Source organism: Microcoleus sp. N3A4 (assembly GCF_036701805.1).
Lineage (GTDB): Bacteria > Cyanobacteriota > Cyanobacteriia > Cyanobacteriales > Microcoleaceae > Microcoleus.
The window spans coordinates 23,044-38,768 of the sequence record NZ_JAUBRJ010000052.1 but is presented as its reverse complement, the minus strand read 5'-3'; the positions used below and the strand labels follow the sequence as shown (position 1 = coordinate 38,768).

Below are 15,725 nucleotides of genomic sequence, written 5' to 3'. Positions count from 1 at the left end.
CCCTTACATCCCAATTTGTCAAAAAGTGCGTGAAGCGCAGCTATCCCGTAGGGAATCGCGCCTCACTTCTCCTGTGCTTGTAAAAAATTTCGATCTGAGATAAACTAGGAAATAAAAACCAAGCAACCTCTGAATGAGGATAAAACAATGTCAGAAAGAGAATTATTGATTCGTGAAATTTCCCAAACACCCGATACTTTAGTGAGAGAAGTTTTGAACTTTTTGCTATTCATTAAAGCCCGAACAAATCAAGATTATGTTCACAACCATAATTCAGAAAATTCCGAGCTTCCATCTTTCTTGAATTTCATAGATAGAGTTAATTCTGAAATACCAGCAGAAGAGAATGCACAGCTACCGAGAGACTTATCAAAAAATCTAGATAGCTACTTGTATGGCTCACCCAAGGAAGAATAATGAGAAAAATCTTTGCTGATACAGGTTATTGGATTGCCTTACTCAATCCCGATGATACTCTACATCAAAAAGCTCGAAATCTCACAATCTCTCTAAAAAATGTACCCATTGTTACCAGTGAAATGGTATTTACTGAATTACTAAATGCCTTCTCGGGAAAGGGGAGTTTTTATAGACAAAAAGCCGTTAATTTTATCAATCATTCATTTAACAGTCCTGAAATCGAAGTAGTTAGTCAAACAAATGAACTATTCAAAAGTGCACTTGAGCTATACAATAGCCGACCAGATCAAGCATGGAGTCACACAGATTGCACATCATTTCAAATTATGCAGCAACAAAATATATTAGAAGCACTCGCCTATGATAAACATTTTGAACAAGCTGGATTTGTTGCTTTGCTGCGTTAGGGGATAACGAAATTGCCCTTAAATTCCAACTTGTGAAAAAGCCGATCGCACTCTAAGAATATAACCATCAACAACACGCCGATGGAGGAAACGGCAATGCCGTGTCCCTACCCCAAAATAATCCATCGCCAGATTAATTGTAGGGAAACGGCACTGCCGTGTCCTAATTTCGGGAAACGGCAGTGCCGTTTCCTGATTTCGGGCTACTCTTACAAAGGGCAACTCATATCCCCCGATAGTTGACTGAAACGCGCGTTTTCCCGGTAGTCTACCGGACAGTCAATCACGCAAGGGACATCTTGAGCCAGGGCTTCTTTTAAGACAGGAATTAAATCCGTTGCAGATTCCACTCGATAGCCTTTTAAACCCATACTTTCGGCAAATTTCACAAAGTCGGGATTGCCAAATTTGATGAAATCTGAATGACCAAAATAATCTTGCTGCTTCCATTCAATTAACCCGTAACCGCCGTCATTAAAGATCAGCGTCACAAAATTAGTACCGACTCGCAAAGCAGTTTCTAATTCTTGGCAATTCATCATAAAGCCGCCGTCGCCGGTGACTGCTACTACTTTGCGATCGGGATAAATAAGTTTTGCTGCCACCGCACCCGGAATGGCAATTCCCATCGCCGCAAATCCGTTAGAAATCAAACAGGTATTCGGGCGATCGCAGTGATAGTGCCGCGCCATCCACATTTTGTGAGCTCCCACATCAGAGATGACAATATCTTCCGGGCCCATTACTTGCCGCAAATCGTAAATGATTTTTTGCGGCTTGATCGGGAAACCGTCGTCGGCTGCATATTGTTCGTACCCAGCGCGAATATCCGCCCGCAATTGCTTAGCAAAAGGGTCTGTTTTCTCCATGCGATCGGCACGCTGCAAAATTTCATTTAGCGAATCAGAAATATCCCCCACAACTTCTACAGTAGGAATATAACTGCTGTCAATTTCTGCGGGCAGAGCTCCAATGTGAATAATCGGAATTTTGCCGTCAGGATTCCACTTTTTCGGGGAATATTCAATCAAATCGTAGCCAACAGCAATCACTAAATCCGTTTCTTCAAAAGCACAGCTAATGTAATCCCGTTTTTGCAATCCCGTCGTCCAAAGTGCCAAAGGATGAGTGTAAGGAATTACGCCTTTGCCCATGAAAGTATTGGCTACAGGAATATTCAATCGAGTAGCAAATTGTGTCAAAGCATCGCTGGCATTAGCGCGGATCGTACCATTTCCTACTAACATCAGAGGACTTTTTGCCTTGGAAATTGCCACAGCGGCTTTATTCAGGCTTTGGTAAGCGCCAAAAGTTTTTTCGCGGTTGTCTTTGGTGAGAGGATTTCCTTCTACAGCCATTGCTGCGATGTTTTCAGGCAAGTCAATGTGAACTGCTCCCGGCTTTTCACTTTGAGCTACTTTAAAGGCTTTGCGGACAATTTCTGCCGTCGTGCTGGGGCGGACAATTTGAGCGTTCCACTTAGTAACTGGCGCAAACATGGCGACCAAATCTAAATATTGGTGCGATTCTATGTGCATTCTATCTGTGCCGACTTGTCCGGTAATTGCTACTAGAGGAGCACCGTCTAAGTTGGCGTCAGCAACGCCTGTCATTAAGTTAGTTGCGCCCGGGCCCAAGGTGGACAAGCAAACGCCGGCTTTGCCGGTGAGGCGGCCGTAAACGTCGGCCATGAAAGCAGCGCCTTGTTCGTGGCGAGTAGTAATAAATTTAATTGAAGAGTTTCTCAGGGCTTCTAAAACTTCTAGATTTTCTTCGCCGGGGAGTCCGAAGACGTATTCAACGCCTTCGTTTTCTAAACATTTGACCAATAGTTGAGCTGTGTTCATTTCCGTTTTTTTCTCGATTAATGGGGATTTGTTCTCTTTTTCAACTTCTCGCAAAAATACTAATTTTGATTTTTTAACCGATGATTCACGGGCGGGACGCCCGTGCCACAATCAATACAGATTAATTGAGATTTTTGCGAGCTGTTGATAGAGTGGGATATTATTTTACCCAGACTGTTTTAATGTTAACAAATTCGTGCATTCCTTGGATGCTCAATTCGCGTCCGTAACCGGAGCGTTTGATGCCGCCGAAGGGTAATCTCGGATCTGATTTTACTAAGCCGTTGATGAATACGGCGCCGGCTTCTAGTTCCGAAATAAACCGATCGCTCTCTGAGTTTACTGTAGTCCAAGCGGTCGCACCCAAGCCAAAAGATGTGCTGTTTGCGAGGGCGATCGCCTCATCGATGCCTGCAACTCGGAATACTAAAGCTACTGGGCCAAAAAACTCTTCTTGACGCGCCGCAGCATCCGGGGGAATGTCTGCCAGAATAGTTGGCAAGTAGAAATTACCCGCTTTCTCTGACAATGGGCGGCCGCCTGTCAGAAGTTTTGCTCCCGATTGGATGCAAGCTTGCACTTGATTGTCCAAGTCTTTGAGAATTGTGGGGGTAGCCAAAGGGCCGATATCGGTTTCGGGCAACATCGGATCGCCTACTTTTAATAGCTTGAATTTTTCGACAAATCCTGTGATAAATTCGTCTGCTATTTCTTCTGCTAAAATAAAGCGTTTGGCAGCGACGCAAGATTGACCGTTATTCAGCATCCGCGATGTGACAGCAGTTGATAAAGCTGCTGCTAAATCGGCGCTTGACATCACAATAAATGGGTCGCTTCCTCCCAATTCCAGCACTACTTTTTTCAAATTTTTGCCCGCATTTGCTGCCAAACTTTCACCCGCTGCTTCGCTACCGGTGAGAGTTGCTGCTTTGATGCGATCGTCCGCAACTATCTTAGCTACCTTGTCCGAACCCACTAACAAAGTTTGAAAAACTCCTTCGGGAAAGCCAGCTTGCGCGAAAATTTCTTCGATTTTCAAAGCGCACTGAGGCACGTTGGAAGCGTGTTTGAGCAAGCCCACATTGCCCGCCATCAGCGCCGGCGCGGCAAACCGAAAAACTTGCCAAAATGGGAAATTCCACGGCATGACGGCTAAAATAGCGCCCAGCGGTTGGTAGCGGACAAAGCTGCTGCTAGCGTCGGTGGTTGCCGGTACGTCTGCCATAAATTGAGCGGCATTTTTGGCGTAATAGCGGCAAACTAAGGCGCATTTTTCCACTTCGCCGATCGCAGATTTGAGGGTTTTGCCCATTTCCAGGGTCATCATTTCAGCGTAAATTTCGCGATCGCGCTCCAAGATGTCCGCAACTTTCTGCATCCACAGAGCTCGCTGCTCAAACGGCAGGTTGCGGTATTTGTTAAAAGCTTGCTGTGCTAATTCCAGCTTAACTTCTATTGCCTCATCCGTTATCGGATCGAAAGTTTTCAGCGTTTCTCCCGTTGCCGGGTTGATAGTAGCAATAGCCATTGTTTGATCTCCTGCATGAAAAATACAAAACTCCCTGCTAGTTTTCAAGCTAGGTGGGGAGTTGTATCAAGGTATTACAAAATGGGAACTTGCCAGCCACGTTTTCAGGTCTTGCCAATTTGCAAGTGTCGGATTTGTTTAAATCTCTCTACTTTTAATTATAGTTTAGAATCTCGATCGCAAATCTTAAGAAAATTCGTCTTTGTAAGACTCCTCGACATCGGGGCGATCGCCAATCCAATTCTCAAGGTAGGGTAATTTCAGCCCTCACTGACATCAAACGGATTGTTCCTCAATGTAATTCTGCACGTAAGCCGTAGGGTGCGTCGCCATCAAAAATCCTCAAAAAAAGCGAAAATCTCCCAGCGACGCACCTTGCAAAAATTAGGCATAAGGTGCGTCGCCATCAAAAATCCCCAAAAAGAGCGAAAATCTCGCATCGACGCACCCTACGATAATTAGCTATTCCCCTCCCTCAAACAGATTTTTCCTCAATGTAATTCTGCACGTAAGACTGATAGTAATACCTGCTGCCTTTATCGTTATTCGCCACCATTCCCAACAGCGGAATCCCCGCCATTTTCAAATCTTCAAAAGCCAACAACAGCGCCTCCCGCTCAGTTTGATTCAGCCCCACTACGAGCATCAATCCGTTAGTGTGAGCCGCCAACAAATTCGCATCTGCCAAACCCAAAAGCGGCGCAGTATCGTAAATAACTAAGTCAAAATGACTTGACAAAGCTGCCATTAAATGCTGCATCTTTCTGGAAGAAAGCACCTTTGTGGGATCGAGAGGAACCGGGCCGGAAGTTAACACAAACAAATTTTCATCGCGGGGCGATCGCAAAATCAACTGTTCCACATCCACATCATCCGCGATCGCATTGTGCAAGCCTTGCCAGTTCGGTAAACCCAGCATTTCGTGTACCTGCGGGCGCCGCAAATCGGCATCCACCAACAGCACTTGCTGGCCCATTGCAGCCGCCGCCCGCGCCAGATTTACCGCCACAGTAGACTTGCCGTCAGCTACTTGACAAGAAGTAATTACGCAAGAATTGATCGGAGTATCAACGTTTAGTAAGCGAATATTAGCATTGAGCGATCGAAAAGCTTCTTGAAAAGCATCCGTCGGCATCGGCGAACTTGCCACATCCACGGGACTTGTCTCAGCAGGAGGAAGTCTCAAAATTTTATCGCTAGCAGGAATTACCCCCAACAAAGGCAGCCGAATCGACTGTTTCACATCCTCTGGAGTGTGGAAAACCGTTTTATTCTTAAACCGTTCCGCCAACTGCGCCGCCAGCATACCGAACAGCAAACCAGCCAATCCCCCCAAAGCCAAATTCAAAGGCATAATCGGAGTAACAGCCATCAACTCGCCATTTTTGTAGCGCGGAATTTCCGGCTTAGCAATAACTTCCCAAGCCACCTCTTTTTTGCCCACAGCTTCAAGCTGCAAAGCTTGCTGTTTTGCCAGCAAACTATTCAGCGTACTGTTAGTCAACTCCGCCTCGCGCTGCAAATCGGAATAGCGCCGCAAAATTACCGGAAATCCTTGAGAATATTGATTCAACTGCTTAGCAGCTTGTTCCAAAACTTGATTCCGCACGCCCAGCACCTGAATTAAATTAGCAGTACCGATCAACTGCTCGATTAACTTAATCCGCACCGGATCTTGAAAAGCCAGCACTTGCGAATTTACCTTAGCCAAATCAGTTCCCAGAACCTGTTGGGCTTCTTTCTTCAACAAAGGAATTAGGTTTTTGCGCTGTTCTCGCAACAATTGCATTTGCGGAGTTTGGTCTGTAAATGTAGCCGAGTTAATCGCAATTTGCCCTTCTAATTGCTGCAATTGAGTCAGCATCGCTTGATAGCGTGGAGCTTGACTCAGAGCCGAGGCCATCAGCGCTTGCTGCTGGTTTAATCCAAGCTGATTTTGCAGATTGGAATAGAGGAATTTCTGCTGATTGAGCTGCGTTTGCGCCTCCAATCTTTGCGTTTGAAGTTGGCTGATTTGCTGTGCGAGTTGTTGGGTTTGAATTTGCGGATCGATGAAATTGTACTGCTGCCGCAACTTTTGAATTTCTGTTTGCAGAGCTTGTTGGCGCTTTTGCTGGTTGGGAATTTGCGATTTCACAAAATCCAGAGTCTGACTAATTTGAGTTCTGGTATCTTGCACGCTGTAGTTGCGGTAGCCTAGCGCCACTTTTTCCAAAACAAACTGAATTTTTTTCGGGTCGTAATCCCGATATCTAACTTCGATAATTTTGGTATTTTTGAAGCGATTAATAGACAGCCTGGTTTGTTGAGAAAAAGGTAAATTATCTGCTTTTTGGTTCAAAAGGTAGTTGTAATTTATTTCGGGATATTTAGCCTGCAACTGTTTAATAATCGGCGACATTACTTGCGGGCTTTGCAAAACTTGAATTTGCGATTCGTAGTCAAAAACGGGATTTTGTTGCGTCGCGGGGGCCGCTGGTTGCAGTTTCAGCTCACCGGAGTATATTTTTGCTAAAGTATTTTGCGTAACAGCAGGTTCTACTAATAATTGAAAGCGCCCTTCGTATTCGCTTTTTTGATTCAGCGTCCAGGCAAAAACCCCGGTGGTCAGTGCCGCTGCTACGCCGATGACTAAGATGGATCGACTGCGGCAAACTTGCCAAAAACTTAACTCTTCTGCCTCTGTTTTGTCCCTGCCTAAAAATTGATCTTCTTCATAAAGCACGGAAGATAGTTTTTGCAGATCGGCGGCTTTTTTATGGTTATTAAAAAGTGCTATTTGAGATTTTTTCCCTGGTTTCATTTGATTTCTACAACTTATTAGTTTAAACGTCTTTACGGCTGGCGCAGTTTCAGGAACCCGGTTGAGTCCTAGATATTTCGTTACAACCGAAAAATTTTCTAGAAAGTGGGTTTATGAGGCTTTAGTGCCAGTCTATTCAAATCACCGAAAAATATCGAACAACCGAAATATTCCTAACAGCGGGCTGAGAGGACCGAGAGTTCCGCCTACATTATCCGAGAACGCAGCGCGGCCCGATCGCCTTACCATAATTACATCATTATTTTTCAGTTTGGGATTAGTTTCCTCATTAGCTGTTGCGGAAAAATTAACCTTAACAGTTAGCTGCGAAACAGTGCCGTTAGGATTGAGGCGAACTAAATCCACCGAATCCATTTCGGCCCGTGCTTTATTAAAACCTCCCGCTGCTACCAGCGCTTGATTTAAAGTAGTGTTTGGCAGCACCGCAATCGCTCCCGGTTTCACGACTTCTCCCACAATGTTCACCTTAATCGTATCCGGTGAAAAATTAGAATTAGCAACTTGTTCGTCTTGAGTTACATCGAGGTTTTCGGCTTTGGGAACGATTACCGTATCTCCCTGTTGCAGTGCTAAATCTTGGGAGACATCTGCAGCTTCCAAAAGTTGCCACAAATTCACATTAATAATTTGTTCTGTACCCGCCCGCGTCAGGCGGCGAACTTGTATTTGTCTGATATCAGCTACGGGCGTAATGCCGCCCGCCATTTTAATTGCCCTCGTTACAGTTTGCGGCAAAACAGTTTCCCCGCCGTTGGTTTCGCTGGCAGCAAACAAACCAGAATTTGCACCCATTTCATTCTCTTGTACCCTACTTTGAACCTCTTTTGCCAAAGTATAAGTACCGGGGCGAGTTACTTCGCCCACCACAGCAATATTAATTGGTTGAGTGCTTTGTCCGGTAATGTTAGCTACGGCTAAAGTCGGTGCTTCTTGGCGGTTGAGGCTAGTTACAGTGGGAATAAATATAGTATCGCCGTCGCGCAAAGTCATATCGGCCCGCAAATCGCCGTTTTGCAATAATTCCCACAAATCCACACTAATAATTTGTTCCGGTGCGTTGCGCTGGGGGCGGCGGATTTTGATTTGCCGCACGTCTGCTGACTGCGTGATTCCGCCGGCCATTCGCAGAGCCCGCGATATCGTTGGCATTTGAGTTCCCATTTGCTCTGCTGTGCCTCCAGGGCCTGCTGCTGAGGATATTGTATAGGCTCCGGGGCGGTTGATTTCGCCCGCGATCGCAATTTGCAAAGGACGCGGCGCCAGCAATTTCAGCGTAATCCAAGGACGTTTGAGGTATTTGCCGTATTTGTCTTTAACAGCATTAGAAGCTTGTTCTAAGGTCATCCCGTACACCGAAACGCTGCCAATTAAGGGCAAACTCAGGGAACCGTCGGCCTGTACTTGGTGTTGACCGTTGGGGCCGCTGTATTCCGGGACGTTGAAGATGTCCATTTGAATGCGATCGCCCGCGCCTAAAGTGTAAACTTCCGATCGGAAACTTGAAGATGCACTTGCCGGAACCGCCGGAAATCCGGGAACTGCGGGCACGGGTACGGGAACTGCAGAACCAGGAGGAGGAGGAGGAGGAGATAAAGCAGGAGGAGGAGGCAAAAATTGAGCGATCGCCGGAGATGAACTCGCAGCCAGCGCTGACACTGTTAAAAATTTGACCGTGAAACCTTTGACAGTATTGAATTTTGAATAGTTTTTGCTCGCCATCGCCTTTCGCCCCTATCCGCTTCCTACCCCGCCACCATCAAATGTAACCCAACTCTTCTAACTTGCTCAGAACTTTTTTAACACTCTCTTCCACATTTTCTCGCTCTGTGTCACAAATAATTTCAGGATTGAGCGGTTCTTCATAAGGATCGTCAATTCCCGTAAAACCCTTAATTTCTCCTGCTCTCGCCTTAGCGTACAGCCCCTTGACATCGCGACCTTCGCACACTTCTAACGGCGCTGTGACATATACCTCAACAAAATTTGGCTCCATTGCTCTAATTTCGTCGCGAATTGATCTGTAGGGGCTAATAGCTGCCGTAATTGCCACAACTCCATTGCGGCTCAGCAGGTTCGCTACAAATCCAATCCGCCGAATATTAGTATCTCGGTCTTCTTGGCTAAATCCCAAACCTTTTGACAAGTTGGTGCGGACGACATCTCCATCCAATATTTCCACTTTGCAACCTCTTGCCTTCAATTCGGGTTCGAGAGCTTTGGTGATAGTTGTCTTGCCGGAACCGCTCAGCCCGGTGAACCACAAAATAAAACCTTTTTCCATTTGCATCTGTTAATTAGTAACTGGGAAATAATTAAGACGTAAAACTTTATAGATGCAGTTCCCTTTTTTCTATTATCGTTATTCGCGGTGTGATATTGGCAATATTTGCGCGCAAAAAGTGAGAAATCAAAAGTTGCGATCGCTCCTGCGGTCATTTAGTAACAAAATTGTGCGATCTCTGTATAATTCCCGATTTATTATTTGTCAAGTCTTTAAACAGTAAAATTCAATTCGCGATCGCCAACGCCGAACATCTATCCTCTGGGTGCTTGTGGTCGCACCTTACATGATGAATGAGCCTCTTGCAATCTAAAATCTAAAATCTAAAATCTAAAATCCTATTCCCCATGTCCCCAACCTTAAAAGCAGATGTTTTGGTCGTCGGTGGCGGCACTGGCGGCACCGCAGCAGCCGTGCAAGCAGCCCGCCGAGGTGCGAAAACTATTTTAGTAAGCGAATTCCCCTGGCTGGGAGGAATGCTGACTGCAGCAGGCGTTTCTGCCCCCGATGGCAATGAATTAGCAGCTTTTCAAACCGGTTTGTGGGGCGCGTTTCTCCGCGAACTCCAGCAGCGACAGCCGGGAGGTTTGGATTGGGGCTGGGTCAGTTTTTTTACTTACGATCCCCGCACCGGTGCTGAAATTTTCGCTGATTGGGTTAAATGTTTGCCGAACTTGCACTGGATTTCTGGACAAATCGCTCAAGATGTGCTATCTGAAGGCGATCGCATTTCAGGCGTCCGGTTTGCAGATTTTACGGTTTCGGCCAAAATCACTTTGGATGCAACGGAATTGGGAGATTTGCTGGCTTTAGCGGAAGTTGGGCACCGCTGGGGTTGGGAATTCCAAGCCGAGTGGGGAGAACCCAGCGCGCCGGCTGCCTCTAATGCTCTCACAGAGCGCTATTCGGTGCAAGCTCCGACTTGGGTGGCAATTATGCAGGATTTTGGTAAAGGTGCGGCCGGGCCAGAAATTCCCGCGCCGCCTGTTGACAATCCCGATCGATTTATCGGTGCTTGGGACGGTTACACTCCCGAACAATTTCTCAATTACGGCCGACTTCCGGGCGGATTGTTGATGATTAATTGGCCGATTCGAGGTAATGATTATGGTGAAGGAGTCGATCGACTAATTGCATCTGAAGCATCTCGACAAGAATTCCTGCAAGAAAGTCTGTGGCACACTCAAAGTTTCGCCCGTTTCATTCAAACGCAACTCGGCCCCCGCTACGGCCTAGCACAGGATATTTTCCCCATTTCAACGATCGAAAATCAACAAAATTCTTCCATTCTGGGTTCTTTCGCGTTACATCCTTACTACCGAGAAAGCCGCCGTTTGCGGGGAGTACAAACAATCAGAGAACAAGATATTTTGCCTGTTGTCGGTGGAAGAGTCGCGAAGTTGCCGATAAATTCTGAGGGCATTTGTGAAACAATTGCGATCGGCAACTATGCCAACGACCACCACTACACCAGTGGCGACATTCCCTTGCAGCCCAAATCCCTCCGCTGGGGCGGCCGCTGGACGGGAACTCCGTTTACCATTCCTTACAGCGCGCTAATTCCTGCGAGTGTAGACGGTTTGCTAGCCTGCGAAAAAAATATTTCCGTCTCTCACATCGCCAACGGTGCAACTCGCTTGCAACCGACGGTAATGAATATCGGACAGGCTGCGGGGATGGCGGCGGCTTTGTGCGCGGAATCTGGATGTCAGCCGCGGGATTTGTCGGTGAGAGTTTTGCAGGAAGCTTTGCTGCAAGATTCCGAGGCGAGTGCGGCAGTTATTCCCTTATTTAATTTGACACGGGATCGATCGGACTGGCTCGATTGGCAGCGCTATTATCTCGATCGGCCTCAAGCATATCCCGCCAGCGGCGAATGTCCTTTGTCTGTAGAGAAACAAAGCAGTCAAACAGCAAATACCCACAGCGAGTTTTCGGGCATTTTCCGCCGCCTCGGCGAACAAGACTGGAAACTAACGCTGACAAGTCCCCAATCCTTAGCCGGTCAAACTTGGCAACTCGTGACTTTGGACTCGGAAACCGACAGATTTTTACAGAAGTGCGAAACCGAAAAGCCTCTGACAGTATGGGGCAGGCTGAATTTTGCGGGTGCTTGGCTGCTGTCGGTAGCAGTAGAATTGAAGAGGTAGGGTTTTTGCAGAGATCCGAAAATTGCACAGATATCTATCCTGATAGACCCGGGCAAGTCCGTATCACGTAATAGACACTGACACGGATACTACCCATGCAAACTTACACTGCAATTGCTTTACTGAGCCTGTTGGGCATTACCTTGAGTGCCAGCGCCGCTCAAGCTTTTGAATCTCCACTCGCAATCCTCGAAACTGCCACCGCCCAATATATGTTATCAGCCCAAACTCAACAAAAGGGCGAGCGCCATCCTGAGAGAGGCAGCGGACGTAGGGGTTTTACCGAGCCTAATGTTTACACTGATTCCCTACAAAATTTCTAATGGCACTGGACGCAAGCGATTACTACAACTGAGTTGGTTCGGGCCGTTCATTCGATCGCTCGATCGGATTTTCTGGGATTCTAGTTTTTCAGGTTAAGCGACAACTGCACTTTTTGTTTACAGTTATTAGGAGATTCTTTATTGTGTAAAAGATGGTAGCATATAAACCTGGAACCGCCATCTACCTAGAGATAGATTCTAGTATGTGGCGGTTTTGTATTGAAAACGCTTTAATTAAACAGGAATTACCCACAGGGCGCAGAGCATCTGGGTTTTTCAACCGATATCCCTCGCCCTCCACGCCATATTTTAGTTTGTCAAACCGAGTTTCGGCATCAATGACTGTTCAAGAATTATCAGCTCGGAGTCCCCTCAAAGTCCTCCGATCGCAAAAGTTATTTACGTTCTCTCCGCCGCAGCTAGGGTTTAATTTTCAACGGCTGCACTATAATTAACGTGCGATAACTAACTTATATATAGGTAAACTGTGAGCGCAGAGGGTGCAGCAATCTACATAAATTCGCCAATAAGAACCACTTATGCGGTGTGGATCGCCTTTAAGCCCATGCCCGTGTTACCTCAGGGAAATTAACTAACCTGAATATTAGGGTAGCTGTCCAGCTTTCCGGCGACAGTCGGCTATGCTTGATTCGGCGCTCTCGCAATAATTTAAGGGAGGACGACAAAATGCCTCCAAATTTGGCTATTTCGGGGATAGTGATGAAAAATGACTCTTTGGATCTGGTCAAAAGCCTCAGCCCTAGTGCAATGGATCAGATCATGCTATATCTGGCGTTTAGCGCCATGAGAACCAGTGGGCACAGGCACGGGGCGTTTCTAGACGCGGCCGCAACGGCGGCTAAGTGTGCCATTTATATGACTTATATGGAGCAGGACAACAACCTGCGGATGACCGGACACTTGCATCACATTGAGCCTAAACGGGTGAAGGTGATTGTTGAAGAAGTCCGGGAAGCTCTGACTCAAGGAAAATTGCTGAAAATGTTGGGTTCCCAAGAACCTAGATATTTGATTCAGTTTCCTTATGTCTGGCTGGAACAGTATGCTTGGATGCCTGGACGCCCTCGCATTCAAGGAAACAGCTTGACTGCGGATGAAAAAAAATATCTCGAAGGCAAGATTCCTCCGAATCCCCCTGACGCTCAACTGATCAATTCTTTTCAGTTTATGGAGTTGATCGAGTTTCTGCACAGGCGATCGCAAGAAGATATGTCTCCAGAAAGGCGAATGCCTTTGAGCGAAGCTCTAGCAGAACACATCAAGCGCCGCTTGATCTATTCGGGAACAGTCACTCGCATTGATTCTCCTTGGGGAATGCCTTTTTATGCCCTCAGCCGCGCTACTTACTCTCCAGCAGAGCAGGAAGAGCGGACATTTACTATGGTGGAGGATACGGCTAGATATTTCCGGCTGATGAAGGATTGGGCGGAAAAACAACCGAAGGTGATGCGAATTATGGAAACTTTGGATATTCCGCCGGAACGCCTCGACCAAGCTCTTGAGGAATTAGATGAGATTATTCGTAATTGGGCCGATCGCTATCACAAGCGGGGCGAACCGACAATGATTGTACAAATGGTTTTTGGGCCGCAAGACGACGCTTAGTTTGATTAGTTATTAATCATTAGTCATCAGTTTAGGACTAAGGGCAACTGTCACGCGACCACCGACTTGTAGGGTGCGTCAGACTCCGTTATTGAACGATTATCGAAGATTTCGGATCTGACGCACCTTACTATATATGCCACTTTCGTCCAGGACTGCCGTTGATTGCTTGAGACTAATCACTAATGATTAATAGCTAATAGCCCTGGACGGCGCAACCGGGTTTTTTTCTAAAAATATTGCATTAATGCCTTGACTTATCGTAAAAAACCCGGTTTCTTAGGTTGCGAATGCGTCCAGGATTAACTAAGCTAAAAAAGCTCTCCAAGTCGCGGCTAAAACGATCGCTGCGATCGCTCCTATGAGTGTATTGAAAAAATTTACTACCTCGTTCGTGAGCCACTCAAACTTTGATTGCACCGTCGCCCCGATCACGCTCTCGATGTTCGTGGCAATAAAAGCTGCAATAACACAAAAAACAATTCCTGTCAAGTCAATTAAACCGACTGCCCAACTCAACAGCGCGATCAGAATTGATCCGACAATACCCGCAATTGTTCCTTCCAAACTTACAGCCCCTTCGGTACCCCTAGGTACAGGCTGCAAGCTGGTAATCAAAAAAGTCCGCTTGCCGTAAGCTTTGCCGATTTCGCTGGCGCAGGTATCGGAAAGTTTGGTGCAAAAACTCGCGGCGTAACCCAGCAATAACAGGGAAATAGCATCTTGCGGCACAGGCATCTTGCCTGTCTCTCCTAAAATATTGCCTGTCTCTCCTAAAATAGATAATGCCAAAACTCCCAAAGCGCTCATAGTAGCAGTTAAAGCCGAACCCCAGACATTTTCTGGGCCTCGGGCGCCTGAACGCTTTTCGGCTATGCCTTCTGCTTCTTTTTGGGCTTTGCCGATGCTGGTAACTCCCGATCCGACAAGAAAGTAAAACATCACCACAGCATAGCCTTGCCATCCCAAACAGCCCCAGATGAGGACGCCCAATACCCAGCCGTGAAATTGGCCAGCGGGAGTGAGCAATTTTTTAGGAGCAATGGTGCCGATCGCGAGTAAAACTGTATTTAGGGCGATCGCCACCAACCAAGGATTAGACCAAGATAAATAATTAAAGAACAATTCTGAATTCTGCATTTATTACCTCCATGAACCAAGTCTTATTTCATCTTGCCTTCCCCGTGACCGATATTGCCAAAACAAAAGCCTTCTATGTAGACGGGCTGGGCTGCAAACTAGGTCGCGAATCGCCGAATTCTGCGATTATGGGTCTGTGCGGCCATCAAATTGTCGCCCACGTCAGCCACGAACCTTTGACGCCTCAGCGAGGCATCTATCCCCGGCATTTTGGGTTAATTTTTACTTCCGAAGCTGACTGGGAAGGGTTGCTAGAAAAAGCCCAGCAAAATAACTTAAATTTCTATCAAGAACCGAGACGGCGATTTGTCGGTTTGCCTACAGAACACCGCACTTTCTTCTTAGAAGACCCTTTCCACAATATACTGGAGTTCAAGTATTACTGCGAAGCTGAAGCAATTTTTGGCCGCAGCGAATACGCTGAAGTTGGCGACGCTGTTTGATATCTAGTCCGGTAGCGATTTGCCTCCTGTGGGGGCGGGTTTACGAGATTGTTGGTTTTAGGCAATTTTTGTAGGTGAAACCCGCCCAACAAAATTTGACATTATACAAGAATTAATCAAACGGTTAATCATGAACTTTTAATGGTTCTGACAGTGCTTCAGCGACCGCTTTTAAACTGCTGGAATGCCTCGCCATCATGGCATGGGCGAATACGGACAATTTTACTTCTTTTGCAGCAGATATTTGGGAACTAGAAGCGGGTACGATGATGAAATCCCAATCTGTCCAAATCGAAGTAAAATTGAGCTTTTCCAACAAGGCAGCATCTCGATTTAAATCTTCTAGAAAAGCACTGCCCGGACGCATTTGGATGCAGCCTTTTCCCCAGAGAGTGTAAGCCATCCAAGTACCGCTGTGAGGAGAAGATATGGCAATAAAGCGCTGCACTCGGTTGATGCCGCCTAACCTTTGCAGGTAGTAGCGAGTTACTAAACCGCCCATGCTGAATCCTACTATATCTAAATGCTGTTCGGGCGCAAAGGTTTTGTCTGTATAATCTGCTATTTGTTGGGCTAATTCGTCTATGCTGGCGTTGCCCCAATGAGGCGAAAGATTGAGGGTATGGACTGACCATCCCAGTTGGGTGAGATAGGCAGACATTTTGTAAAAAATTACCGATTTTATGAAGATTCCGTGAATTAGCAAGACTGGATTGCGGCTGAAATTGCTATTCAT

At 46.5% G+C, this 15,725-nt stretch carries 14 protein-coding genes; 7 read left to right on the top strand and 7 right to left on the bottom strand.

Features of this window, described 5'->3' with window-relative positions:
• The first annotated feature begins 147 nt into the window (after window positions 1–147).
• Complete coding sequence (locus QUA56_RS25145) at window positions 148–417, top strand: hypothetical protein (protein WP_333363200.1); 270 nt, start codon at window positions 148–150, stop codon at window positions 415–417.
• Window positions 417–827, top strand: a complete 411-nt coding sequence (locus QUA56_RS25140) for a PIN domain-containing protein (protein WP_333363197.1) — start codon at window positions 417–419, stop codon at window positions 825–827. The genes QUA56_RS25145 and QUA56_RS25140 overlap by 1 nt, the downstream gene beginning before the upstream one ends.
• Window positions 828–1,036: 209 nt before the next feature.
• Here the strand turns inward: QUA56_RS25140 and QUA56_RS25135 are convergent, their stop codons facing one another.
• The 5 genes from QUA56_RS25135 to cysC form a co-directional block, all read right to left on the bottom strand.
• Entirely contained in the window at window positions 1,037–2,674 is a 1,638-nt protein-coding gene (locus QUA56_RS25135; protein ID WP_333363194.1) for an acetolactate synthase large subunit, read from the bottom strand.
• A 160-nt stretch (window positions 2,675–2,834) separates the two neighbouring features.
• Window positions 2,835–4,202 (bottom strand): NAD-dependent succinate-semialdehyde dehydrogenase, encoded by a 1,368-nt coding sequence (locus QUA56_RS25130; protein WP_333363191.1) that lies wholly within the window; start codon window positions 4,200–4,202, stop codon window positions 2,835–2,837.
• Between the two features lie 475 nt (window positions 4,203–4,677).
• Complete coding sequence (locus tag QUA56_RS25125) at window positions 4,678–7,005, bottom strand: polysaccharide biosynthesis tyrosine autokinase (RefSeq protein WP_333363188.1); 2,328 nt, start codon at window positions 7,003–7,005, stop codon at window positions 4,678–4,680.
• A 141-nt stretch (window positions 7,006–7,146) separates the two neighbouring features.
• Entirely contained in the window at window positions 7,147–8,745 is a 1,599-nt protein-coding gene (locus QUA56_RS25120; RefSeq protein ID WP_333363185.1) for an SLBB domain-containing protein, read from the bottom strand.
• Between the two features lie 37 nt (window positions 8,746–8,782).
• Window positions 8,783–9,307 (bottom strand): adenylyl-sulfate kinase, encoded by a 525-nt coding sequence (gene cysC, locus QUA56_RS25115; RefSeq protein ID WP_333363183.1) that lies wholly within the window; start codon window positions 9,305–9,307, stop codon window positions 8,783–8,785.
• 347 nt (window positions 9,308–9,654) lie between these two features.
• Between cysC and QUA56_RS25110 the strand changes: the two genes are divergently transcribed.
• The 4 genes from QUA56_RS25110 to hetR all read left to right on the top strand — a co-directional run bounded on the left by QUA56_RS25110 (window position 9,655) and on the right by hetR (window position 13,406).
• A complete protein-coding gene (locus QUA56_RS25110) occupies window positions 9,655–11,457 on the top strand; it encodes an FAD-dependent oxidoreductase (RefSeq protein WP_333363180.1) in 1,803 nt (600 codons plus the stop codon).
• 95 nt (window positions 11,458–11,552) lie between these two features.
• On the top strand, window positions 11,553–11,780 hold the full coding sequence (gene patX, locus QUA56_RS25105) for a heterocyst-inhibiting protein PatX (RefSeq protein ID WP_333363177.1): 228 nt from the start codon (window positions 11,553–11,555) through the stop codon (window positions 11,778–11,780).
• Between the two features lie 152 nt (window positions 11,781–11,932).
• Entirely contained in the window at window positions 11,933–12,235 is a 303-nt protein-coding gene (locus tag QUA56_RS25100; protein ID WP_333363174.1) for a hypothetical protein, read from the top strand.
• Between the two features lie 265 nt (window positions 12,236–12,500).
• Window positions 12,501–13,406, top strand: coding sequence for a heterocyst differentiation master regulator HetR (hetR, locus tag QUA56_RS25095; RefSeq protein WP_333363334.1), 906 nt, complete (start codon window positions 12,501–12,503; stop codon window positions 13,404–13,406).
• Between the two features lie 306 nt (window positions 13,407–13,712).
• Here hetR and QUA56_RS25090 read toward each other — a convergent pair whose 3' ends face one another.
• On the bottom strand, window positions 13,713–14,546 hold the full coding sequence (locus QUA56_RS25090; RefSeq protein ID WP_333363171.1) for a TIGR00297 family protein: 834 nt from the start codon (window positions 14,544–14,546) through the stop codon (window positions 13,713–13,715).
• 11 nt (window positions 14,547–14,557) lie between these two features.
• Here QUA56_RS25090 and QUA56_RS25085 point away from each other — a divergent pair, with 11 nt between their 5' ends.
• Window positions 14,558–14,989 carry a VOC family protein gene (locus tag QUA56_RS25085; protein WP_333363169.1) on the top strand — a complete coding sequence of 144 codons (432 nt, stop codon included), beginning with the start codon at window positions 14,558–14,560 and terminating at the stop codon, window positions 14,987–14,989.
• A gap of 124 nt (window positions 14,990–15,113) precedes the next feature.
• Here the strand turns inward: QUA56_RS25085 and QUA56_RS25080 are convergent, their stop codons facing one another.
• A complete protein-coding gene (locus QUA56_RS25080) occupies window positions 15,114–15,725 on the bottom strand; it encodes an alpha/beta fold hydrolase (RefSeq protein WP_333363166.1) in 612 nt (203 codons plus the stop codon).